We start from the raw sequence: 21,683 nt of genomic DNA, 5'->3' as shown, positions 1-21,683 counted from the left end.
CTGAATTCAGAATGTCTTTCATCAACGCCAAAGTCAAGAGCACTGCTCTCATTTGTTGATGGTGCTCTCTGTGTTGTGGCAAGGTGGTGTCATGTCTTCCACTGCGCGAGGCGTCGAAGCTGCGCCAAAAGCCCAGCCCAAAGCCAAGCCGCCAACTCCCCGTGAGCGTGCGCGGGCACAAACCATCGCCGACATAGTGCGACTCGGCCGGGAGCACTTAGCAGTCCACGGCGCGGCGGCTGTCTCGCTGCGGGCTGTGGCCCGGGACCTTGGCGTCGTTTCTTCGGCCGTTTATCGCTACGTGGAAAGCCGGGACGAACTTCTCACACTCTTGCTCATCGACGGCTACAACGAGCTCGGCGACGAAGTGGATGCAGCTGTAGCGGCGGTTCCTGAGAATGATTTCGCAGGTCAGTTTCGTGCCCTGGGTAAGGCGATTCGTGCTTGGGCGCTCAGGGAACCAGCCAGCTACGCCCTGCTTTTCGGGAGCCCCGTTCCCGGCTATCAGGCACCAGGTGAGCGAACCACAGTTCCCGGAACACGTGTCATCTTTCGCCTCGTAAGCATCTTTGACGCAGCCCATCGCGCGGGCGCACTGGAGACGGAGGTGAGTCCCGCCGTCGTCATCCCACCGGCCTTGGCAGCAGACATGCGGAACATCCGGACTGAACTTGGGATCACGGTGCCCGAGTCAGCGCTCGCGCGGGGCGTGCTGGCGTGGACGTCCGTCTTCGGGGCTGTGAGCTTCGAAGTCTTTGGCCAGTACGGGCGGGATACCTTTGCCGCGCGCGATGAATTGTTCGAGCACCAACTGCTCGTCCTCCAGGGCATGGCGGGGTTATGACCAGCGGGCCTGCGGCCAGCGGCAGGACACCGAGCAGCAGACGGTAAAGTATCAAGATGGTTCGAGGGCTTGCTGATATCGGCGCGGAGGGCATACTGCTCGCCGGTGCCGGGCGCGCCATTCTCCTTCAGATTGCGGATCCCAGGGTGGGTCATGGAGTCGCCGATCACAGTGACTTTGCCCAACGGCCGCAGGACCGGCTGCGGTCTACGCTGACTTACGTTTATGCCATTGTTTACGGCACGGACGAGCAAGTTGCTGCGGTTCGCCGCTCCGTCAACCGCGCCCACGCTCCGGTGCGCCGGAACCCTGACGATGCAACAAAGGGCTACAACGCTTTCGACCCCGAGTCGCAGCTTTGGGTTGTCGCCACCCTTTATGACACCGCCGTCACCGTTTACGAGCAAGTGCACGGACCGCTCGACGACGAGACCGCCGACCGCATGTACCGCGACTATGCGCGCATTGGGACGGCGCTGCAGCTTCCGGTGAACATGTGGCCGCCCGATCGTGGGGCCTTCGCTGGGTATTGGTCTTCGCACGTGGACGTGCTTCGACCTGATGAAAAAGCCCGCAAGATAGCCAAGGATCTGCTGTATCCGGCAGGTGGGCCCGCGCTCATGCGCCTGGCGATGCCGCTTGCCCGCTTCCTGACCGCCGGCCTGCTTCCGGACCATCTGCGCGAGGGCTTCGGCTTGGAGTGGACTCCCCGCGATAGCCGTCGCTTCGAGCGGACCATGCGGTGGCTCGGACGCGTCTATCCCCGGCTGCCGCAGCGGATACGGCACTGGCCAAGGGACTACTATCTGAGCCGGCTGGAAACCACCCCGTCCAAGATCGGGGGCAAGGCAAGGAATGCGTAATTCGACCTCGGTGGAACAAGCCATCGACGACCTCGCACACCGTTATCTGCAGCACGCTCAGGGCGGCCGACTCCGCATGCGGCTGACCGAGTTCGTGGTGTTCGGACTGAAGCAGGCGTGGGCTTGCGTCTTTGGTGCAGCACTGCTCGCCGTGATCATCGCAGCCCGCCTCTGGTATCCGGACGACGCCAGCTTGGCGCGGAATGACTTTTTGACCATCGCCGCAGTGGTCATTCAGATCCTGATGATCAGCTTCAAGCTGGAAACACTGCGCGAGCTGCGGGTGATCCTGCTGTTCCATGCGGTGGGAACGGTCATGGAGCTGTTCAAGACGGACGTGGGTTCGTGGTCTTACGAGGCCGAGGGCTTCCTCCGGATCGGTGCTGTTCCGCTGTTCAGTGGCTTCATGTATGCGGCTGTTGGCTCGTACATGGTGCGCGTCTTCCGGCTATTTGACCTCCACTTCGACCACTACCCCTGGCGATGGATCACTGCCCTTGTAGCGGCCGGGATCTACATTAATTTCTTCTCGCACCACTACGTCTTCGACGCGCGCTGGGTGCTTCTTGCCGCCGTCGTGCTTGTCTACGGGCGGTGCGTGATGCACTTCCGGGTGTTCCGTAAGCGCTTCAGGATGCCCATCCTGGTGTCTTTCCTCTTGGTGGCACTGTTCATTTGGTTCGCCGAGAACATCGGCACGTGGTCCCACGCTTGGCTCTACCCCAACCAGGTGAATGGCTGGCAGGCGGTCTCGATCGAGAAGCTCCTTGCCTGGTTCCTGCTGATGATCATTTCCGTGGTGCTCGTGGCGTGGGTGTACAAACCTGAGCCGCCGCCGGCCAGCGCCACACAAACGGGTGGCGCCACCCAAACCCCTGGCGCCACCCACATTCGCCAGGGACACCCGGATATCCGTGTCGCCCGCCCGCCGGAGTGACGCTGGTGCGTTTGCGTGTCGTCAGGCAGCTCTACTCCTGCGAATTGACGCTGAAGCCCTAGCCACTCCCCATGCCAGAACCGCGGCCGCGGGTAGTGCACCAAGAATGATCTGCGTAAGTCGCGGGTGGATGGACTGCTGATGAGTGCCGTCAGTCATCGTGAAAGTGCACTCGATCCCCAAAGGCAGGAAGGCATACTCTCCCCGGGGTGGTACGGGTGAGCCCTCGGGGTTATGGATTGTTCCGGCGGGAAGATATTCGCCGAGGCAGAGCCCGGAAATACCCCCAGCATTATGGTTCAGGAGTCCGCGGTCCAGGAACCCAACCAGAACGAACCAGCTCAAGCAAAAGAAGATGGCCAGCACAAGAAATGGGTGTCTCCCGACCACGGCGAGCCTCCGTTCTGTGTCTCCACGCTTCTCCGCAGGCTACAGCGCGGCACGAATCCAGCGAAGTCCATCGCGCAAGTCTGCCAGTTCACGCAGGGCGAAACCAGCCCCTGAACCGCGTACTTCCGGGGGAAATTTCGGCACCAAAGCCAAACTTGAGCGTACCTCGCTCAACTTTGGATTGACTTTGAAACGAGGCTGAGTACAGTTGAGTGCAGAACGCTCAACTAGCCGATTGTTGAGTGGGCTCCCGATAACCCAACCGCCCAGCGGACCGGTGCCGGGGGCAATCTCGAACATCGGCCATTGAAAGGAAACAAGATATGTCACGTGCAGTAGGTATCGACCTCGGAACCACTAACTCCGTGGTCTCTGTCCTTGAAGGTGGCGAGCCCACCGTCATCGCCAACGCAGAAGGCGGCCGCACCACGCCGTCGGTCGTTGCGTTCTCGAAGTCCGGTGAGGTCCTGGTTGGCGAGATCGCCAAGCGCCAGGCCGTCAACAACATCGACCGCACCATCGCTTCCGTCAAGCGCCACATGGGCACCGACTGGTCCGTCGCCATTGACGACAAGAAGTACACGCCGCAGGAAATCTCCGCGCGTATCCTCATGAAGCTCAAGAACGACGCCGAGAGCTACTTGGGTGAAAAGGTCACCGACGCCGTGATCACCGTTCCGGCATACTTCAACGACGCCGAGCGCCAGTCCACCAAGGAAGCCGGCGAAATCGCAGGCCTCAACGTCCTCCGCATCGTCAACGAGCCCACCGCAGCTGCGCTGGCCTACGGCCTGGACAAGGGCAAGGAAGACGAACTCATCCTGGTCTTCGACCTCGGTGGCGGTACCTTCGACGTCTCCCTCCTCGAGGTCGGCAAGGACGAAGACAACTTCTCCACCATCCAGGTCCGCGCAACCGCAGGTGACAACCGCCTCGGTGGCGACGACTGGGACAACCGCGTCGTCGAATGGCTGCTGAACCAGCTCAAGATCAAGGGCATCGATCTCTCCAAGGACAAGATCGCCCTCCAGCGTCTCCGCGAAGCTTCAGAGCAGGCAAAGAAGGAACTCTCCTCCTCCACCAGCACCAACATCTCCCTCCAGTACCTGTCCGTCACCCCCGACGGCCCGGTCCACCTGGACGAGCAGCTGACCCGTGCCAAGTTCCAGGACCTCACCAAGGACCTGCTGGACCGCACCAAGAAGCCGTTCCACGACGTCATCGCTGAAGCCGGCATCAAGGTCTCCGACATCGATCACATCGTGCTCGTCGGTGGCTCCACCCGTATGCCCGCTGTCTCTGAGCTCGTCAAGGAACTTGCCGGCGGCAAGGAGCCCAACAAGGGCGTCAACCCGGACGAAGTTGTAGCCGTCGGTGCTGCACTCCAGGCCGGTGTCCTGAAGGGTGAGCGCAAGGACGTCCTCCTCATCGACGTCACGCCGCTGTCCCTCGGCATCGAAACCAAGGGTGGCGTCATGACGCACCTCATCGAGCGCAACACGGCTATCCCCACCAAGCGTTCCGAGACCTTCACGACCGCTGACGACAACCAGCCGTCCGTGGCCATCCAGGTCTTCCAGGGCGAGCGTGAATTCACCCGCGACAACAAGCCGCTGGGCACGTTCGAACTGACCGGCATCGCTCCGGCACCGCGTGGCGTTCCGCAGGTCGAGGTCACCTTCGACATCGACGCCAACGGCATCGTCCACGTGTCCGCCAAGGACAAGGGCACCGGCAAGGAACAGTCCATGACCATCACCGGTGGCACCGCACTCTCCAAGGAAGACATCGACCGCATGGTCCGTGAAGCCGAGGAGCACGCCGCAGAGGACAAGGCCCGCCGCGAAGCTACAGACACCCGTAACTCCGCCGAGCAGCTCGCCTACTCTGTGGACAAGCTGATCGCCGACAACGACGACAAGCTGCCGGAAGAGGTCAAGACCGAGGTCAAGGCCGACGTCGACGCCCTCAAGTCCGCGCTGGAAGGCACCGACGACGCCGCTGTGAAGACGGCCTTCGAGAAGCTCCAGGCTTCCCAGACCAAGCTCGGCGAAGCCATCTACTCGCAGGCAGCCGCAGCTGACGCTCCGGGTGCCGGTGCAGAAGGTGCCCCGGCCGGTGGCGCAGGTTCCGGTGCTGCCGACGAAGACATCGTCGACGCTGAAATCATCGACGAAGACGAAGCGAAGAAGTAGCCATGCCCCACCACGGCAACGAAGCAGAGCACTCTGAAGGAAACGAGCCGCGCAAGCCCGTAATCCGGGACAACCGCAAGGTTGACCCGGAAACCGGGGCTGCCCGCCACCCCGAAGGCGAAGCTGCTGCTCCCACCGAAGGCAACACCGCCCCCACGGAAGGTGACGCTCTCTCCCAGGCTGAGGAAATCCTCAACGGGGTAGAGATGCCGGCCGAGGAGTCGGTAGCCTCCGGCGCCGCGGCTGAAGCCCAGGCAGCGGAGCTCCGCAACGACCTCCTTCGCCTTCAGGCTGAGTATGTCAACTACCGCAAGCGCGTCGAACGCGACCGCGCCGTAGCAGGGGAGATGGCCGTCATCGGCGTCCTGAACTCCCTGCTCCCGGTGCTGGACGACGTCGACGCCGCCCGCCAGCACGGTGACCTCGAAGACGGCCCCTTCGCCGCCATCGCCACCAAACTGGAGAACGCGCTGAAGACGTACGGACTGGAACGCATCGCGGAAACCGGTGTCGAATTCGACCCCACCATCCACGAAGCACTCATCCAGCAGCCCGGCGAGGACATCGACGTGGACACGGTCAGCCAGGTGCTGCGCTCCGGATACCGCTCCGGCGAGCGGGTTCTGCGTGCGGCCCAAGTGATCGTGGCGGTTCCGGCGTAACGTCCGCCTTCGCGGATGAGGGGGCCCCGCCCCTTCGCGTGGTGGCTTTAGTCCTGCGGACTTTGGCCACCACGCTCCGGTAGGCCCGATGCCACTCCCGGGCCCCCTCATCCGCTCCGGCTCGGCTGTCGGGTCACCTAAGGTGGGATGACCGCAGCGCGCAGCTGGATAGGGGGCCGCGGCGTGGCGGGCATCGCGAAGCGGGCACGGCCCCCTATCCAGCGGAGCGCAAGCTTCGACACAACGAAAGGAAACGCTCTTGGCCAGCCAGGACTGGGTTGAAAAGGATTTTTACGCGATCCTTGGTATTGCCAAGGACGCGTCTGACGCGGATATTAAGAAGGCTTACCGCAAGCTAGCCCGCGAGCATCACCCTGATACGAACTCGGGGAATGCTTCTGCGGAGAAGAAGTTCAAGGACATTTCCGAGGCTTACTCGGTGTTGTCCAACCCTGAGGACCGGCAGCAGTACGACGCTATCCGCGCTATGGGTGGTGCCCGGTTCGCTCCGGGTGCCGGCGCCGGGCGTGGTGGTGCTGGCGCCAACGGTGGGTTCGAGGACCTGTTCGGTGGTTTGTTTGGTGGCGGCGCGCGTCAGCCTTCGGGTGCCGGTGGTATTCCTCCGGAGTTTGCTGACTTGTTTGGGGGTGGCTTCGGTGGAGGCCAGACCGGGTTCCAGCGTGCTCCGCAGAAGGGCTCGGATCGCACTGCGACGACGTCCATCTCCTTTGCCGGTTCCATCAAGGGCACTACTGTGAGCCTGCGTGAAAGCAACGGCCACGTGATCGACGTCAAGATTCCCGCGGGCATCAAGGACGGGCAGAAGGTCCGGCAACGCGGCAAGGGCAACGTTGGTCCCGCCGGAAACGGTGACCTCATCATCACCGTGAATGTGAAGCCCCACGAGTTTTTCCAGCGCGACGGCGACAACATCCGCATCCACGTGCCGGTCACGTTTGCGGAAGCTGCGCTCGGCGCGACTATCGATGTTCCAACGATCGACGGCGACACCGTCAAGGTACGCGTCCCCGCCGGGACGCCGTCCGGTCGTACTCTCCGGGTCAAGGGCCGCGGCGTGAAAACGTCCAAGGCGACCGGTGACCTGCTGGTGACTATCGACGTCGCCGTCCCCCAGAACCTGAACAAGGAAGCGGAGGAGGCCGTGAAGGCATTTGCTGCCGCGACCACCGACGCCAACCCGCGTCACGATTTGGCCGCGAAGGCCCGGTTGTAGGGAGACGGTCATGGCAATCGACGTCAACCAGCCGATCTTTGTCATCTCCGTCGCCGCGGAGCTTGCCGACATGCATCCGCAGACGTTGCGCCAGTACGACCGCCTGGGCATTGTCTCGCCCAGCCGTGCCCCCGGGAAGTCCCGGCGGTACTCCCAGAACGACGTCGATAAGCTGCGGGAGGTCCAGCGCCTCTCCCAGTCCGGCGTCTCGCTCGAAGGCATCAGGCGCATCCTGGACCTTGAAAACCAGGTAGCGGCGTTGCAGTACCGGGTGGCCGAACTGACAGAAGAACTAACCCGGCGCCGAAGTCCTTTGGACACGCGTATTTTCGCGGCAGGAGCAGCGGGCGACGTCGTCAGTCTGGCCCGCGGTCAACGTCCCCGTGCGAGGTCGCAAGCCGTTGTGGTGTGGAGGCCGCGGCCAGAGCAGTAGGCCATCTCACTCCAGAACAGTGTCAGCATGCCGGTGCGCAACCTTCCACTCGCCATCCTCGCGGCGGTACACCTGGGTGGCCCTCAGGACCTGGCTCACCGGCTGCCCGGTAATCGAGATTGAGGATCGCTCCAAACCAGCGGTGTAGGCCATGTCGCCAACGACGTCGTAGGCCTGCAGTTCGAAGGAGTAGGCGGTGCAGTCGGAGAACCTGTTGGCCAGATCTGTGAAAAGCCGGCCGACTTCTTCCTGCCCGACGGCGTTGCGCCAGGCGCCCAGGACGCTCACGGGCTCGTGGCTGGACCAAATTGCCCGACGCGGAGCGGAGTCTCCGTTGAGGAGGGCCACCTCAGCCTGGTAAAGCGTGGTCCTGACCCAGGCAAGGAACTCATCGTTCTCGGTCATGTCCCCAGTATGCTCCCGCACGCGAAGGAGGCACTGCCGGAACCTGTAACAGTGGACTCTCCCGCGCCGTCATCAAAAGGAGTGTGATTAGTAGGAGAGCTCCTATGAAAGAGAGGCCCACGATGGCACCCAGCGAAACGGCACGACGCAATCACGACGAACTCTTCCCCGGTCAGCTTCCAGCCTTGGCGGTTACAGACCCCGAACTCGTGGAGATCTTCAACAACTTCGCTTTCGACGAGGTATTGAGTCACGGAAGACTGGATACCAGGACGAGGCTCATGGTTCAGCTCGCGTCTCTTATCGCGTCACAAGGAATGCGTGAGTACCGTGCATTGCTCGGAGCGGCCCTTACGGTGGGCGTGATCCCGGTGGAGGTGAAGGAACTTGTCTACCAAGCCGTCCCCTACGTCGGCATGGGCAAGGTTTCGGATTTCCTGCACGCCACCAATGAAATCCTCAAGGAGAACGGTGTGGAGCTACCTGTTCCAGGCCAGTCCACCACTACCCCGAAAGACCGAGGGGAGAAAGGTCTGGCTATCCAGAGGGAGATCGCAGGCGCAGAACGCATCGATGATATGCGTGCAGCTGCTTCAGCTGATGAAATGCACTTCCAGGAGTACCTTGCCGGGAACTGCTTCGGCGACTATCTGACACGCACCGGCATTGATGTTCCGAGACGTGAACTCCTCACGTTGTCCATGCTTGTCTCCCTTGGCGGCTGCGAGCCACAGGTCAAGGGGCACATTCTGGCGAATCTGAACGTAGGGAACAGCCGCGGGCTGATGCTGGACGTCATCACGCAATTGCTGCCGTACATTGGGTATCCCCGTACGCTCAATGCGTTGCGCACACTCAATGAGACGGTGCCGGCACCCAGCGCAGGGTAAGGCTGACTTCAGCTGTGGATCGTAGCCGGAAAAGGACGATAATAAAGTCATGGCACGGCAAGAAGGGCACGTGCTAGTGGTTGGCGTGTAGGCGCTGAAAAGCGTCCCATGCTCGTGTAGTGAGGGAAGATTCCGATGTCGTTGTCGGATGAAGAACGCAGGAGTTTGGAAGAGCTTGAGCGGGATCTCGCTTCATCGGATCCTGACTTGGACCTCCAGCTGAAGTCGGGGCGCCCGCGAGGGGCAGTGGCGCGCTCAGTTTTTGGTGTCCTGGCAGTTTTGGCCGGTTTCGCGATGGTCATTGCCGGGATCATCACACAACTCGTCCTTGTGGGTGTGGTCGGGTTCCTGCTCGCTGGAACAGGCGCCTACTTACTGTTCAGCAGGATGGTCCTCAGGAGACGGACTCGCCGACACGATGAGGGCAAGCCGGACTAGCCCGGCACCGAGCTAGTCCGTAGAAATCCGCCAGCTTCAGTACGTCCGGCCAGCTTCAGTAGGTCTCCGGGGGCACATCCGTAGGCGAAGCAGCGAGGTCATTCGGCGTGGTCGGCTTGGCCGTCTGCGCGGCCGGTTTGGCAGGGACAGGTTCCCCGGGAGGCACCATCATTCGCCATGCGAGCACCAGGCCTGCGCCGACGCCAGCAACTGCGAGGGCAACCATCCATCCGGCACGCGGGGAACTCCGCTGACTGGTGCGGCGGCTCAAAGTTTGCGTTGTTCTCTTGACCGCTCTGGCCGCGGTGCGCTGAGCCCTTTTTGCGGCTTTACGGTTCCCGGTCAGTGTGAGCATCACACCGTGCACCACAGATGGAACGTCGGCGTGATTGATCCGGGACAACGCCCACCCCACAACTGCATCCGCTTGCGACGACGTGCCCTCCGCTGCGTGCTTCACCCACTCGCCGGCCAGGTCCTGGACTGCGGGAATGATGTTTTGTGCTTTGTACATGTGAACCCCTCACGGAGTAGATGGCCCCGTTGCCAGACTACGCCGCGGGCCGCGGGACCAACAGGTGCCCGAACACAACGCTCGTTCAGGTCCGGATTACCGCTGCCAGCTCCACAGGCTTCTCCAGTCCGGCCCACTTCCCGCTGAGGATCAACTCGCTGTGGAGCTCCGGAGATGCAGCTGCGCTGGCCGAAGAATCAACATCGACAACCCGCGATACCTTCAAGCGAAGCTCACCAGCATCAATGATGGTCACGCCACTGCCCGATACCGGGGCCGAGGCACTCAAGGCGGGGACACCGACGTCGAGCGTTCCGCTTCCCTTCACGTTGACCGTGCTGGGCCGGGGCTCGCGTTCGCCGTCGACGATCAGTGCAGCCTCTTCCTGGCCGGTGAGGATGGCAGTGGCGAGGGCCTTGACGTAAACGGGGTCGGCGCAGGCGTCGTAGACCCACCGCTTGCCGAGGACGGAGTGGTCCATGGTGCCGATGAGCCATTCTTGGGCGCCGGCCAGTTCGTAGCCCCTATAGCTCAGGGGGACCTGATAGATCCGCTCTCCCGCAGCGACGACATGTGTCTCGAGCCCGACCTCGCCGGCGGGGTCGTCAAAACGGTAGGCTCCGATGAGCTCCGGGGCACCTTCCTGGACGAACCAGGGCTGCGTCGGCAGGTATCCAGCGATGAGTTCGAGCTTGGACGGGGACAGGGTTGCCTTGTGAATAATCGCCATGTTCTCCAGCCTAGGCCAGGGCGGGGGCCCGTTCGATACGGTGCCCGATGCGCGGCCTCGGCCCTGCACTGTTTACAATCGAAGGGACGCGCCGACTATTGAGGGAATCATGAAGAAACTCACCACTGTCCTGATCGCTGCCGGGCTGCTTGCCACGGCTTCAGCCTGCTCTTCGCCGCAGCTGACCACCGCAGAAACGTGTGACCGGGTGGGTGTCGCCGTTGCCAGCCTCCCGAGCAACGCCAGCAAGACCGCAACCATTCGCGTCGCAAACGCCATCCGCCCGATTGAACCGGTTGCTTCCAATGAGATGAAGCCCGTGGTCACGGCCATCCTTGAATACTCGGATGAACTCGTGAAGGAATCCCCGGACGAGAACAAGATGGGTGAGCTTTCCGCCGCCTACCAGGAAGCCGGCACCAAGTACGGCGAGCTCTGCCGCGGCTAATGACGCCCGCGGCCTAACGGCTACAACCCCCGATGTTCTCTCACATCACACCCCTTTAACCCGGACGTTCTCTCACATGATGTGAAAACATTCGGGAAAAGACGTCAGGATGTGAGAGAACATCCGGGGGCTAGGGCGCGCGGAGCGCCGCGTGGAAGGCGAACGAAGCGTTGCTCCAGATCACGAACAGCAGGGGCGCCGGGGCCAACGCGATGCCCAGAACGGGCTGAAGCACGGCTGCAGAGGCAATGATCCCGAGCAGGACCAGCATGGCCAGGCTCAGATACCAGCGCTGGACGGCCAAATAGAGCGAGGCCTTGAGGATGCTTTTCAGCCTTGCCTCGGGCAGAAGCACGACGCCGGCAATCGCCGTCACAGTAAGGCTCACCGCCACGGCGGCTACTACGACGATCAGCGGCACGAGGACCGCAGCAGCCGGCATTGCGGAAACGATCGCGAGATCCACACCGAGGAACATCAGCAGGCCAACAGCGCCCAGGCCCAATACGGCAGTCCTGCCAAAACTGCGCTTGTATCCCTGAAGGAAAGCAGCCACAGGCTTGACCGCGCCGCCGTCGTCGTTCAAGGCCTTGAAGGCAGCGAAGATGCCAGCCAGGGACGGCGCGATAGTTACCGAAAGTGCCAGGAAGAACGGCCACGCAGCGGCGGGGTCGGCCACCAACGACAGGCTGAGGACCAGCGGAGCGTTGGCTATGGCCAGCAGGACGTTGCCGACCAGGAACGTGTAAATGAAGCCGAAAATGCTCCCGAAGGTTTCGAACCCCGGCCCGGCCCACCGGCGTCGCTTCTGCTGCAAAGTCGTCGCACCCACAGCACTCATCCTTTCATCCCGCTGGTTGCGATGCCCTGGATGAAGTAGCGCTGCCCGATCAGGAAGATGATGAGGATCGGGATCACGGAGATCACTGAGCCGGTCATGATCATGGCGTACTCGGCGTCGAACTGGCCAACGAAGGAACGCAAGCCCAGCTGGACAGTCCAGAGGCGGTTGGACGTGAGGTAGATGAACGGACCCATGTAGTCGTTCCACGTGTTGACGAAAGTCAGCAATGCCAGGCTTGCGAGCGCAGGCTTGGACAAGGGCAGGATCACGCGGGCCCAGATACCGTACTCGCTCAAGCCGTCGATGCGGGCGGCTTCGCACAGCTCGTCCGGGATGGTCATGTAGTACTGGCGCATCAGGAACACCCCGAACGCACCGAAGGCCTGAAGCAGGATCAGGGCGTTGAAGCTGTTGGTCAGTCCGAGCTGCTGCATCATGATGTACTGCGGAACCATGTAGGCCTGCCACGGAACGGCGATGGTGCCGATGTAGCAGAGAAAGAGCACATCGCGGCCCGGGAAACGGACCTTGGAGAAGCCGTAAGCGGCCAGCGAACCCGTCAGCACCTGGAGGCACGTGATGACCACCGCAAGGTACAGGGAGTTCTGCAGATAGCCCATCATGGGGATGCGCGTCCAGATGTCCGCGTAGTTGCTCCAAACGAATTCTTTGGGAATCCACTGGATGGGGACGGTGAGGACCTGGTTGTTTTCCTTCAGGGAAGAGGAAAGCATCCAGATGAACGGCACCATGAGCGCCACCACCAGCACCACTAGAACGCCGTAGATGACGTAGTTCGCGGTCCGCTTCTTCTGCTCGCGGGGGGAGCGCTTTCGATCCGTACGACGGCGGTCTTCCGCGCTGGGTGCGCCGCCCTGTACGGACGACGCGTGTACGTTGAGTTCCAGGGCTTTGAGGTCTTCAGCCATGTTGGTCATCAGCGTTCCCTCCGCTGTTGGATCTTGAATTGCAGGACGGTGATCGTCAGCACGATGATGAACAGGACCAGTGAAATGGCCGAGGAGTAGCCGAACTTACCTTCGCCGATGCCCTCCTGGTAGATGAGCTGGGACAGCACCGTGGTGGATCGGCCAGGGCCACCATTGGTCATAACCACAATGAGGTCGAACACCTTGAAGCTGGAGACCGTCAGCATGACCACCACGAAGAACGTGGTTGGCCGCAGGGACGGGATGGTGACGTTCCAGAAACGCTGCCAGACACTGGCTCCGTCAACTTCCGCGGCTTCATAAAGCTCCGTGGGGATGGCCTGAAGCCCGGCCAAATACAGCACCATGTAGTAGCCCATGTCACGCCATACGCTGGTGATGATCACGGCGGGCAGGGCCCAGTCCGAGCTGGATGTCCAGCCCGGGGCCTCGGCGATGCCCACTGCGTGAAGGAACTGGTTGATCGGGCCGGTGTCCGGGCTGAACAGCATGTTCCAGACGACCGCTACGGCCACCAGGGACGTAATGTACGGAAAGAAGATCGCTACCCGGAAGAAGCCGATGCCCTTGAGCTTGCGGTTCAGGAGCATCGCGAGGATGAGAGCGAGCGCCATGGTGAGCGGGACATGGCCGAGTGCGTAGACAACCGTGTTCCGCAATGCAATCCAGAAGGAGTCGCTGGCGAACATGCGTTGGAAGTTGGCCAGACCCACCCACCTGGGTGCGCTGAACGAGGTCCATTCCATGAATGAGAGCGCGAACGCCGCCAGGACCGGAATGAGGGTGAAGGCCAGGAACCCAAGGAAGTTCGGAAGGATGAACGTCCAGCCGATCAACGTATTACGCCTGGCCTGCTTCCTGTTGCCCCGGCTCAGTGCCGGGGCAGGCGTCGGGGTGATGGTTTCTGTAGTCATGATGGTTCTTACTGGCCGAGAACTTCACTCTTGACGCGCTTGTCCATCTCAGCGATGCCGTCGGTGACGGACTTCTCGCCGACCATGATGAGCTCGTGCTCTTGGTTGAGGATTTTGTCCGTGGCTGCGGACTTATCGCTGACGGGCATTTCCAGGGCGGTGTCGTCCGGAGTGAAGGCCTTCTTGGAGAGCTCATCCGTGGGCATTCCGTCGAGCTTGAAGTATTCGGCCGTCACGGAATCGTTCTGCAGGGCAGGCACGACGCCGATCTTGGAAATAGCCTTTGCTCCTTCTTCGCCGGCTGCCCATTCGATGAACTTCTTGGCTTCATCGGAGTGCGCTGCGTTCTTGTTCACAGCGAAGGCAGTGGGCGAACCGAACGTGGTGACCTTACCGTCGTCGTTCTTCTGAGGCATTGGAGCCAAGCCCCAATTTACGTTGGTTTTGCCGTCCTTCTTGGCCTGCAGAAGACTGGAAATGTACCAGGTGCCCATGGGCATCATGGCTGCCTGGCCGGACTCGAACATGGTGCGGTAGCTGGTCTTCTGGCTCTTGGCAGTGCCGAAGTCCAATGTGGCCCCGGATTTTTGCAGGTCCAGGGCGGTGTTGTACTGGTCCTGGAAGTAGCCGTACTCGCCGCTGTTCTGGTCAGCGCCGTTCTGCGCTGCTGAGATTGCCTGAACCACGGAACGCCAGATGTGGTGGTAGGTACCGTATACCTTCTTGCCGTCCGCTTCGCTGGTGAGCTTCTTGGCAAGCTCTGTGTACTTCTCCCAGGTCAGGTCCTTGGGGTCTTCAACGCCGGCGGCCTTGAACAGGTCCTTGTTGTAGTACAGGAGCCAGAAGTCCTGACGGTAGGGTGCAGCGAAGTACTTTCCATTGATATCGAACGCATCGATGCTGGCCAGGTTGTCCTTGCCCACCTTGTCCACCACGCTGTTGATTTCCTGCAGCTGGCCGTTGTTGGCGTAGCGGGAGTAATCAATCACGTTCTTCATGGTGAGGACGTCGGTGGTGTCGCCACCCGCAAGCATGGTGGTGACCTTCTGGGGGTAGTCGTCAGCCAGGATGTCCACGGGTTCAATGTCCACGTTGGGATGGGAAGCCTCGTAGCCGTCAAAAAGGGCCTTGAACTCCGGAGTGCCCGCATAGTTCCATACCGAGACAGTCAGCTTGGTCTTGCCGTCGGCCGCCTGCGGTTCAGCGGGACCCGCAGCGCCGGCACAGCCGGTGAGTCCGAGTCCTGCAGTCACCGCAAGGGCGATTGCGGCGAGGGTTGTGCGCTTCATTGCGTTCTCCTTACTAAGGGTTTAAGTCTGCCGCAGCTGCGGCTCTGTGTGGTTGGCTGTGTGTGGTCGCTGTGTGTGAGGGACTAGGCGCTGAGGCCGAGGTCTTCGTGAACTACTTGGGCCAGGAGGTCCTTACCGGCGAGGTACCGTTCCAGGTCGTCAAGGGCGGCATCGGACATCCGCCGGGTTTCGGTTCCGAGTGAGCCTGCGATGTGTGGGGTGATGATCACATTGGGGAGGTCGTACAGTGTGGAGTCAGCGGGCAGTGGTTCAGGTTCCGTGACGTCCAGCAGGGCGGTGATTCGTCCGGTGGCGCACTCTTTTTCCAAGGCCGCGGTGTCAACCAGGGAACCACGTGCGGTGTTGATGAGGGTGGCGTGGTCTTTCATGGCGTTCAGTTCCTGAGTACTGATCATATTGCGTGTTTCCGGTAGAGCAGGCGCGTGGATAGTCACCACGTCAGATACCGGCAGCAGTTCTTGAAGCGTCACCAGCTTGCCGCCCGCGGCCGCCACCTCAAGGGGACTGGCATGGGGGTCGCTGACCAGGCAGGTTACGTCTTGGAGCTGCTGGACCAATTGCACCACCCGTCGTCCGATCCGCGAGAATCCGATCACGCCCACCACGCGGCCGATATTGCCCAGTTCGCCGCGGTCGCTGATGTAGCTCCAGTTTTCGCGGAAGGAGCGGGCATCATTGGCCAGCACCTGGGCCTTCTTGCCAGCCAGGACAATCGAAGCGAAGGTAAATTCGGCGACGGGGATCGCGTTGGCATCGGCACCATTGGTGACAGTGATTCCGCGGTCCCAGAGTGCCTCGCTGACGAAGCTACGTACCGTTCCTGCACAGTGAAAAATTGCCCGGAGTTTGGGCATGCGCTCCAGGCGCTCGGCGTTGAGCCGGGGAACTCCCCAACTGGTGAGGAGGATTTCCACCTCTTGCAAGCGACCGTACAGCTCAGGATTGTCCAGGGAATCCGTCCACGGCTCATCTCCAAGATCCACCAATTCTGCCAGCCGCTCCAGTCGCGTGGAATCGAACTGATCAGCAAAGGTTCCGCTATTCATGACCAGCAGTGCCTGGGGCTTGAGCGACATTGAGGGATCCTCCCTTCGGATTTCAGCCGGCCTGTTCGACCGGTTATTTATGTGTTGCATCACATCTAATAATCAGTACATACTCATGAACAAGACAGTTCATTCAACTCAATCGAGCTTGATCTTAAACGTTCACGCTCGAACAAATGAGAGAAGAATTCCTATGGCAATCGGCACCGACGCCGTCCAAGCGCCACTATTGCTCACTTCGTGGGGCTCCCAGGCTGAGGCCGGGTCCCTTGTTGAATCGCTTCGCGGCGCCCGCGATCGACTCACCATTCGTCCAGCGTCCGACGCCGGATGGCAGCGCGTTGCTGCATGCTCGCTCACGAAGCTACGCACCCAGGCCAAGGCGGAGAAGGGCACTCCCTGGCCCCAACCGCTGGTGTCCCACTACGCGCGCTACTTTCGCGACGGCAATCGCACGGCCTACGAAGAACTCGTGGCGAGTCGGCAGCAGCGGCTGACGCGCGCCGTCGTGATGGCTGCGGTGGAGGGCTCGGACCAAGGCGGCTGGCTTGATGAAGTAATCGACGGCGCCTTCCTCCTGTGCGAGCAGAGCTCCTGGAGTTGGGCTGCCCATGATGATGTTTTTACGCGCAACGGCGACGTGGTTCCTGACCGCTCCCGCCCTTACCTGGACCTGGGCGCCGGTGAGGTAGTTGCCCAGCTCGCGTGGCTGGATCTGGTGCTTGGCGAGCGGCTGGATGAACGTTCCCCGGGCCTGCGGAAGCGCATCCGGCTGGAGGCCAACGAGAGGGTGATCCGCCCATTCCTGGATAGGCTGGACTGGCACTGGCTGGGCCTCAATGGGGACGTCCACAACTGGAATCCCTGGATCCACTCGAACCTCATTGTGGCGGCGCTGTTGCTTGTGGATGATCCCGAAGTGCAGGCTCAAACTGTCGCCCGGTGCATCGAGGGACTTGACCGTTTTCTTGCCTCGATTCCTGCTGACGGCGCTATTGATGAAGGCTTCGCCTATTGGTGGAATGGGGCCGGCCGCGCACTGGAAGGCCTCGCCGTCCTGGAGCAAGCTACCGACGGAATGCTCAACGTGGACCTGCCTGTGATCCGCGAACTCGTCGCGTTCCCACACCGCATGCATCTGGGTCATCGTTGGTTCCTGAACGTCGCCGACGGTCCCGCCCGCGCACCCGCGGGCCTGCCGTGGGACATGCTGCACCACTGGGCTGTGCGACTCGGTGACTCGGAAGCAGCAGCGCACGCCGCAACCTTTGCCGCCGTCGAACCGGAGCCTGACCCGCGGGCCGGACTAGGCCGCGTCCTCACCTCCCTCACCCAACTAAGTAGCAGCACAGCGCGTTTTGAGCCCTCAAAACGCGCACAGCTGCGACCTAGTTGGGGGACGTACCTTCCTTCCGTCCAAATCATGATCGCCCGGCAAACTCCCGGCACCACAGACGGGCTCACTCTCGCGGCCAAGGGCGGGCATAACGGTGAGCACCACAATCACCGCGACGTCGGGTCCGTGGTGGTTGCCATGGACGGGGTCCCCTTGCTGGTCGACGCCGGCCAGCCCACCTACACCGCGCAGACGTTCGGCCCCGATCGGTATCAGATCCGGGCCATGCAAAGCGCGTGGCACAGCGTACCGGCGCCGTTCGGCCTGGAGCAAGGGACCGGTTCGTCCTTCGCGGCTACAGTTCTCCAGGAGCCCACTCCCGAGGATCCGGTACTCGCACTCGGCCTTGGCTCCGCCTACGGCCTGGACCACGCTGAGCAGTGGATCCGGACCTCCCTGCTGAACCGGGAACTTGGAACCGTAGTCATAGATGACGGTTGGAACCTGCCGCCCGGGCCAGCGGAGGGAACGCCCGACGTCGACATCACCTATCTCCTGGCCGGCACCGTTCGCTTGGGTCATGACGCGACGGCGACTGTCACGCCCGACGGCATTCCGGCTGTAGAAACCACCAGGGGCGTGCACCTGCGCTGGACGCCGGCCACCGCCGTCGTGCTCGTGGATGAATGGCACCTCGACGATCCGCTCCTCAGCGGCGTTTGGGGCGAAAAGCTAACGCGCTTGCGGTTCCGCATGCCCGCCGAAACCCGCGCTTCCGGCGCGTTCACCCTCACTGTGGAGGCCATCAATGACTAACGAATCAAGTCCCGAGGGCAGCGGTAAGTCGCTGTTTTCGCTGCAACGGCGCGAGCGGTTGATGGAGGAACTGCGCGCCCACGGTGCTATTACGGTGCGCGACATTGCCTCGAAGCTCGGTGTCAGCGAACTGACCATCCGGCGCGACGTGAACATTCTGGCCGATGAAGGCCTCGTTTCCCGCGTGCATGGCGGCGCTACGCTTCCCAGTCCACTGGACCGCTCAGTTGCGGTGGGAAGGCCATCGGCGCACAGCTATTCCATCGGCATGGTGGTTCCCTCGCTCGACTACTACTGGCCGCAGGTCATCAGCGGTGCCCGCGGCGAGGCCGAACTGCAGAACCTCCGGATTCTGGTTCGCGGCTCAGCGTACGATGCTGCCGATAACCGCCGACAAGTCCAGGCATTGCTGGATACCCAGAACATCGACGGGCTGATCGTGGCGCCGGATATGAGCGGTGAGCATGGCAAGGAGCTGCTGCGCTGGCTCAATGCTTTGCCCATCCCCGTGATCTTGACCGAGCGGCGTGCGCCCTCCGAGATCCCGGCCCACCGCCTTGAATGGGTGGCGACTGATCATGCATTCGGGGCGGGAATGGCTGTGCGGCACCTGTGGCAGGAGGGGCACCGGATGATCGGCTGCCTCACGGATTCCACCAGTCCCACCAGCCCGCACGTGGTCCGCGGTTGGAAGCAAGCCCTTGCCGCCCTCAAGATCCCGCTGGACAAGTCCATCCATGAGGATTCGGCCAAGCTGGATAATGGCGAACGCGCCAAACACTTTGATCACGTCCTGGAACTGTGCCGTACTTCGGGGACCACCGCTATGTTGGTGCACTCAGATACCCAAGCCGTGGCGTTCGTGCAGCATTGCGTGGACCGCGGAGTGGACGTTCCCGGCAGCATGGCGATCGTGGGATACGACGACGAAGTTGCCTACCTTGCCGAGCCTGCGATCTCCGCGGTGCGGCCCCCCAAGAGCTACGTCGGCAAGGTTGCAGTGCAGCTCATGGCTGCCCGCCTGGCCGAAGGAAGGATGCGCCCAGTGCATCGGATTGACCTGAACCCTGAACTGATAGTGCGGGAATCCTCTGTGGGTGCGCCCCGCGTCCGGACTGACGTTGTGCTGGAGGATTCGCTCTGATGGCTCTTGTGCTGCCTCCGCTGGACTTTGCATTGTCCCCTTTTACAGGCCTGACCCGCGATCACTGGTGCTCTTATGCGGATTACTTGCTGCGTTCGGCCCACCGGTTTGGCACTGATGACCACGCCAACATTCACCTCCCAGGCGCCAATAGCCGATACGGCCCACGGAGTGATTCGCTGGAAGCCTTCGCCCGGACGTTCCTGCTTGCTTCCTTCCGCATCGCCGGGGATCCTGCCACCACCGGCTGGATCGCCGAGTGGTACGCCGAGGGGCTCGACGCCGGAACCAACCCCGCAAATCCCAACCGGTGGCCGACACCAGGGGAGCTGGGACAGGCGAAGGTAGAGGCGGCGTCGTTGGCGGTTGGCCTGGCACTGACCCGCGATGTGCTGTGGGACAAGCTTTCGCAGCGAGTGCAGGAGCAGCTCATAGCCTGGTTCGAGACGGTGATCGGCGAGGACTATCCGCCCATCAACTGGGTGTGGTTCCAGATTGTGGTGGAGACGTTCCTGGCTTCTGCTGGTGGGCGCTACTCGGACGAAGATATCGACGCCGGACTCGCCATCCACGACTCGCTCTACCGGGGCGGGGGCTGGTTTGCTGATGGTCCGGAGCGCGCATACGACCACTACGTCGGCTGGGCTTTCCAGGTGTACCCGCAGCTGTGGGCTCTGATGGCACCTTCCGATCCCCGGGTTTCCGCACGCAAGAAGCTCGACGGCGACCGGCTGGCTGATTTCCTGGATGACGCTTCTTACCTGGTGGGGTCCAACGGGGCTCCCTTGATTCAGGGGCGAAGTTTGATTTACCGGTTCGCAGCCGCAGCGCCGTTCTGGGCAGGGGAGTTATCCGGGCACAGTAGGCTGTCGCCCGGGTTGGCGCGGCGGGCAGCGTCAGGAATGCTTGACTACTTTGCCCGGCACGGGTCCATCACTGAAGACGGGCTCTTGTCCATCGGTTGGCACGGCGAGTTTGCGGGCATGAAGCAGGCGTACTCCGGTGCTGGATCACCGTACTGGGCTGCGAAGGGGATGCTCGGGTTGGCGCTTCCGGCGGAACACCCTGCATGGACTGCGGTGGAAGCTCCATTGCCTGTTGAGGTTTCCGACACCCAGCGCATCATTGCCGCCCCCGGCTGGCAAGTGGACGGAACTGTTTCCGACGGGGTGGTTCGGATCCGGAACCACGCGACCGATCACGCTGTGGTTGGGGCTTTGGTTGCCGACAGCCCTCTTTACGCCCGGATTGGGTACTCCACGCACACGTTCCCTGATCACTCCGCAGAGTCCGTGGACAACGCCGTGACGTTCGCTGATTCCTCGGGCCGGCTTACCCACCGGACCGGGTTCGAGTACCTTGGTTCGTCTTCTGAGAGCGGAGTCCAGGTGGGCGCTTCCCGGTTCACTGCTCATTGGATCGAACCCGATCCCGACGCCGGCCCCGACCACGGCAGTGGGGTTGCCGGAACTGCGACTCCCGGGCCTTCCGTCACGGTGGTTTCTGTGACGCGCGGGGCTGTGGAGCTTCGGCTGGTTCGGGTGCGGGGTGCTGCTTCTTCGGGGGCTTCGCTGCGAATTGGTGGCTGGCCGGTGGATGCTGCATCTTCCGTGGTGAGCTCTGTGCGGGCCGTGCCTGGGTTTGGCTTGGCGTTGGATGCTTCCGGAACGTTTGTCCGGTCCGGCGCCCACCCGATGGGTTCGGAACTCACTATTCCGTGGGTGGGAACCGCGGGCACCGTGCACGACGGCGACTATGCCGCCGTCGTGATTCTCGCCGGTGACGGAGGTGCTTCGGAGGAGGCAGGTGTCACGTACGAAGAAGCGAAGGGGTGCTTCACCTTCCAAGACGGCACGTCAATATCCCTCGAGCGGCTCGCCCATTTCGACGCGTAGCTGCGCATTCGACGTTGCGCACGGCCTTGTGCGCAGCTAGCTGTATTGCCCACGGAGGTTGGTGACGCGGCTGGCTGGTGGCTGACCTTTGAGTGAGGTGTGGCCTCGATGATGATTGTAGTGATGGAGCCAGTCCGCGAAGGCGGCAACACGCTCGGTCTCTGATCGGTACGGGCGGGCGTAGGCCCATTCATCGAGCATGGTGCGGTTGTAACGCTCGACTTTGCCGTTGGTTTGGGGRCGGTAGGGCCTGGTGCGTTTGTGCTTGATCTCCGGGCCCAGTGCGTCCTTGAACGCGTAAGAGCGGTAGCAGGAGCCGTTATCTGTTAGCACGCGTTTGACCGTGATTCCGCAGGATTCGAAGTAGGCGTTGGCGCGTTCCCAGAACCCTGCAGCGGTTTCCTTCTTCTCATCGGCCAGGATCTCCGTGTAGGCCATCCGGGAG

At 62.0% G+C, this 21,683-nt stretch carries 22 protein-coding genes; 13 read left to right on the top strand and 9 right to left on the bottom strand.

Annotation, left to right across the window (positions count from 1 at the left end; genetic code table 11):
* The first annotated feature begins 91 nt into the window (after positions 1-91).
* The 7 genes from AC1DCM_RS13040 (at position 92) to AC1DCM_RS13010 (ending at position 7,558) form a co-directional block, all read left to right on the top strand.
* Complete coding sequence (locus AC1DCM_RS13040; RefSeq protein WP_477518536.1) at positions 92-844, top strand: TetR/AcrR family transcriptional regulator; 753 nt, start codon at positions 92-94, stop codon at positions 842-844.
* Between the two features lie 56 nt (positions 845-900).
* The gene (locus AC1DCM_RS13035; RefSeq protein ID WP_477518535.1) at positions 901-1,707 is read left to right on the top strand and encodes an oxygenase MpaB family protein; all 807 of its coding nucleotides are present in this window, start codon (positions 901-903) and stop codon (positions 1,705-1,707) included.
* A complete protein-coding gene (locus tag AC1DCM_RS13030) occupies positions 1,700-2,644 on the top strand; it encodes a DUF817 domain-containing protein (RefSeq protein WP_477518534.1) in 945 nt (314 codons plus the stop codon). Before AC1DCM_RS13035 ends, AC1DCM_RS13030 begins: the two co-directional genes overlap by 8 nt.
* A 713-nt stretch (positions 2,645-3,357) precedes the next feature.
* Positions 3,358-5,229 (top strand): molecular chaperone DnaK, encoded by a 1,872-nt coding sequence (gene dnaK, locus AC1DCM_RS13025; RefSeq protein ID WP_442003334.1) that lies wholly within the window; start codon positions 3,358-3,360, stop codon positions 5,227-5,229.
* 2 nt (positions 5,230-5,231) lie between these two features.
* Positions 5,232-5,891, top strand: a complete 660-nt coding sequence (locus AC1DCM_RS13020; RefSeq protein WP_477518533.1) for a nucleotide exchange factor GrpE — start codon at positions 5,232-5,234, stop codon at positions 5,889-5,891.
* Positions 5,892-6,150: 259 nt separating this feature from the next.
* Positions 6,151-7,125: a DnaJ C-terminal domain-containing protein gene (locus AC1DCM_RS13015; RefSeq protein WP_477518532.1), complete on the top strand. Its 975-nt coding sequence runs from the start codon at positions 6,151-6,153 to the stop codon at positions 7,123-7,125.
* 10 nt (positions 7,126-7,135) lie between these two features.
* Positions 7,136-7,558 carry a heat shock protein transcriptional repressor HspR gene (locus AC1DCM_RS13010; protein WP_442003331.1) on the top strand — a complete coding sequence of 141 codons (423 nt, stop codon included), beginning with the start codon at positions 7,136-7,138 and terminating at the stop codon, positions 7,556-7,558.
* Positions 7,559-7,564: 6 nt separating this feature from the next.
* On the opposite strand, the gene AC1DCM_RS13005 is transcribed toward AC1DCM_RS13010, so the two are convergent.
* The gene (locus tag AC1DCM_RS13005; protein WP_477518531.1) at positions 7,565-7,963 is read right to left on the bottom strand and encodes a YybH family protein; all 399 of its coding nucleotides are present in this window, start codon (positions 7,961-7,963) and stop codon (positions 7,565-7,567) included.
* Positions 7,964-8,067: 104 nt separating this feature from the next.
* Between AC1DCM_RS13005 and AC1DCM_RS13000 the strand changes: the two genes are divergently transcribed.
* Both AC1DCM_RS13000 and AC1DCM_RS12995 read left to right on the top strand, forming a co-directional pair.
* Positions 8,068-8,853, top strand: a complete 786-nt coding sequence (locus tag AC1DCM_RS13000; protein WP_477518530.1) for a carboxymuconolactone decarboxylase family protein — start codon at positions 8,068-8,070, stop codon at positions 8,851-8,853.
* A 135-nt stretch (positions 8,854-8,988) separates the two neighbouring features.
* The gene (locus tag AC1DCM_RS12995; RefSeq protein ID WP_442003328.1) at positions 8,989-9,291 is read left to right on the top strand and encodes a DUF3040 domain-containing protein; all 303 of its coding nucleotides are present in this window, start codon (positions 8,989-8,991) and stop codon (positions 9,289-9,291) included.
* 55 nt (positions 9,292-9,346) lie between these two features.
* On the opposite strand, the gene AC1DCM_RS12990 is transcribed toward AC1DCM_RS12995, so the two are convergent.
* Both AC1DCM_RS12990 and AC1DCM_RS12985 read right to left on the bottom strand, forming a co-directional pair.
* Positions 9,347-9,805, bottom strand: coding sequence for a hypothetical protein (locus AC1DCM_RS12990; RefSeq protein WP_477518529.1), 459 nt, complete (start codon positions 9,803-9,805; stop codon positions 9,347-9,349).
* An 85-nt stretch (positions 9,806-9,890) separates the two neighbouring features.
* Positions 9,891-10,535 (bottom strand): CG0192-related protein, encoded by a 645-nt coding sequence (locus tag AC1DCM_RS12985; RefSeq protein WP_442016036.1) that lies wholly within the window; start codon positions 10,533-10,535, stop codon positions 9,891-9,893.
* 109 nt (positions 10,536-10,644) lie between these two features.
* Here AC1DCM_RS12985 and AC1DCM_RS12980 point away from each other — a divergent pair, with 109 nt between their 5' ends.
* Positions 10,645-10,983: a hypothetical protein gene (locus AC1DCM_RS12980; RefSeq protein ID WP_216926732.1), complete on the top strand. Its 339-nt coding sequence runs from the start codon at positions 10,645-10,647 to the stop codon at positions 10,981-10,983.
* Between the two features lie 130 nt (positions 10,984-11,113).
* Here AC1DCM_RS12980 and AC1DCM_RS12975 read toward each other — a convergent pair whose 3' ends face one another.
* From AC1DCM_RS12975 to AC1DCM_RS12955, 5 genes are all read right to left on the bottom strand, one after another.
* Complete coding sequence (locus AC1DCM_RS12975) at positions 11,114-11,815, bottom strand: hypothetical protein (protein WP_477518528.1); 702 nt, start codon at positions 11,813-11,815, stop codon at positions 11,114-11,116.
* Between the two features lie 5 nt (positions 11,816-11,820).
* Entirely contained in the window at positions 11,821-12,765 is a 945-nt protein-coding gene (locus AC1DCM_RS12970) for a carbohydrate ABC transporter permease (protein ID WP_477518527.1), read from the bottom strand.
* A complete protein-coding gene (locus AC1DCM_RS12965) occupies positions 12,765-13,691 on the bottom strand; it encodes a carbohydrate ABC transporter permease (RefSeq protein ID WP_477518526.1) in 927 nt (308 codons plus the stop codon). The genes AC1DCM_RS12970 and AC1DCM_RS12965 overlap by 1 nt, the downstream gene beginning before the upstream one ends.
* A gap of 8 nt (positions 13,692-13,699) precedes the next feature.
* Complete coding sequence (locus AC1DCM_RS12960; RefSeq protein ID WP_477518525.1) at positions 13,700-14,980, bottom strand: ABC transporter substrate-binding protein; 1,281 nt, start codon at positions 14,978-14,980, stop codon at positions 13,700-13,702.
* A gap of 83 nt (positions 14,981-15,063) precedes the next feature.
* Positions 15,064-16,077 carry a hydroxyacid dehydrogenase gene (locus AC1DCM_RS12955; RefSeq protein WP_477518524.1) on the bottom strand — a complete coding sequence of 338 codons (1,014 nt, stop codon included), beginning with the start codon at positions 16,075-16,077 and terminating at the stop codon, positions 15,064-15,066.
* A gap of 163 nt (positions 16,078-16,240) precedes the next feature.
* On the opposite strand from AC1DCM_RS12955, the gene AC1DCM_RS12950 reads away from it, so the two are divergent.
* The 3 genes from AC1DCM_RS12950 to AC1DCM_RS12940 are packed head-to-tail and all read left to right on the top strand — an operon-like array spanning position 16,241 to position 21,238.
* Complete coding sequence (locus AC1DCM_RS12950; protein WP_477518523.1) at positions 16,241-18,199, top strand: heparinase II/III family protein; 1,959 nt, start codon at positions 16,241-16,243, stop codon at positions 18,197-18,199.
* The gene (locus AC1DCM_RS12945; protein ID WP_477518522.1) at positions 18,192-19,343 is read left to right on the top strand and encodes a LacI family DNA-binding transcriptional regulator; all 1,152 of its coding nucleotides are present in this window, start codon (positions 18,192-18,194) and stop codon (positions 19,341-19,343) included. The genes AC1DCM_RS12950 and AC1DCM_RS12945 overlap by 8 nt, the downstream gene beginning before the upstream one ends.
* Positions 19,343-21,238: a DUF2264 domain-containing protein gene (locus AC1DCM_RS12940; RefSeq protein ID WP_477518521.1), complete on the top strand. Its 1,896-nt coding sequence runs from the start codon at positions 19,343-19,345 to the stop codon at positions 21,236-21,238. Before AC1DCM_RS12945 ends, AC1DCM_RS12940 begins: the two co-directional genes overlap by 1 nt.
* Positions 21,239-21,274: 36 nt before the next feature.
* Here AC1DCM_RS12940 and AC1DCM_RS12935 read toward each other — a convergent pair.
* Positions 21,275-21,683, bottom strand: a 409-nt coding sequence (locus AC1DCM_RS12935) for an integrase core domain-containing protein (RefSeq protein ID WP_477518520.1), incomplete at its 5' end; no start/stop codon positions are given.

It is taken from the genome of Paenarthrobacter sp. 10N417, assembly GCF_056394745.1.
This window is presented reverse-complemented; position numbering and strand designations above follow the sequence as displayed.

Bases quoted from the DNA above. Each gene is read 5' to 3' on its own strand.
- AC1DCM_RS12955 (WP_477518524.1), bottom strand. From the start codon at position 16,077: ATGTCGCTCAAGCCCCAGGCACTGCTGGTCATGAATAGCGGAACCTTT.
- AC1DCM_RS12995 (WP_442003328.1), top strand. From the start codon at position 8,989: ATGTCGTTGTCGGATGAAGAACGCAGGAGTTTGGAAGAGCTTGAGCGG.
- AC1DCM_RS13000 (WP_477518530.1), top strand. From the start codon at position 8,068: ATGAAAGAGAGGCCCACGATGGCACCCAGCGAAACGGCACGACGCAAT.
- AC1DCM_RS13005 (WP_477518531.1), bottom strand. From the start codon at position 7,963: ATGACCGAGAACGATGAGTTCCTTGCCTGGGTCAGGACCACGCTTTAC.
- AC1DCM_RS13010 (WP_442003331.1), top strand. From the start codon at position 7,136: ATGGCAATCGACGTCAACCAGCCGATCTTTGTCATCTCCGTCGCCGCG.
- AC1DCM_RS12990 (WP_477518529.1), bottom strand. From the start codon at position 9,805: ATGTACAAAGCACAAAACATCATTCCCGCAGTCCAGGACCTGGCCGGC.
- AC1DCM_RS13040 (WP_477518536.1), top strand. From the start codon at position 92: ATGTCTTCCACTGCGCGAGGCGTCGAAGCTGCGCCAAAAGCCCAGCCC.
- AC1DCM_RS13030 (WP_477518534.1), top strand. From the start codon at position 1,700: ATGCGTAATTCGACCTCGGTGGAACAAGCCATCGACGACCTCGCACAC.
- AC1DCM_RS12940 (WP_477518521.1), top strand. From the start codon at position 19,343: ATGGCTCTTGTGCTGCCTCCGCTGGACTTTGCATTGTCCCCTTTTACA.
- dnaK (WP_442003334.1), top strand. From the start codon at position 3,358: ATGTCACGTGCAGTAGGTATCGACCTCGGAACCACTAACTCCGTGGTC.
- AC1DCM_RS12965 (WP_477518526.1), bottom strand. From the start codon at position 13,691: ATGACTACAGAAACCATCACCCCGACGCCTGCCCCGGCACTGAGCCGG.
- AC1DCM_RS13020 (WP_477518533.1), top strand. From the start codon at position 5,232: ATGCCCCACCACGGCAACGAAGCAGAGCACTCTGAAGGAAACGAGCCG.
- AC1DCM_RS12980 (WP_216926732.1), top strand. From the start codon at position 10,645: ATGAAGAAACTCACCACTGTCCTGATCGCTGCCGGGCTGCTTGCCACG.
- AC1DCM_RS12985 (WP_442016036.1), bottom strand. From the start codon at position 10,535: ATGGCGATTATTCACAAGGCAACCCTGTCCCCGTCCAAGCTCGAACTC.
- AC1DCM_RS12970 (WP_477518527.1), bottom strand. From the start codon at position 12,765: ATGACCAACATGGCTGAAGACCTCAAAGCCCTGGAACTCAACGTACAC.
- AC1DCM_RS13035 (WP_477518535.1), top strand. From the start codon at position 901: ATGGTTCGAGGGCTTGCTGATATCGGCGCGGAGGGCATACTGCTCGCC.
- AC1DCM_RS12950 (WP_477518523.1), top strand. From the start codon at position 16,241: ATGGCAATCGGCACCGACGCCGTCCAAGCGCCACTATTGCTCACTTCG.
- AC1DCM_RS12960 (WP_477518525.1), bottom strand. From the start codon at position 14,980: ATGAAGCGCACAACCCTCGCCGCAATCGCCCTTGCGGTGACTGCAGGA.
- AC1DCM_RS12945 (WP_477518522.1), top strand. From the start codon at position 18,192: ATGACTAACGAATCAAGTCCCGAGGGCAGCGGTAAGTCGCTGTTTTCG.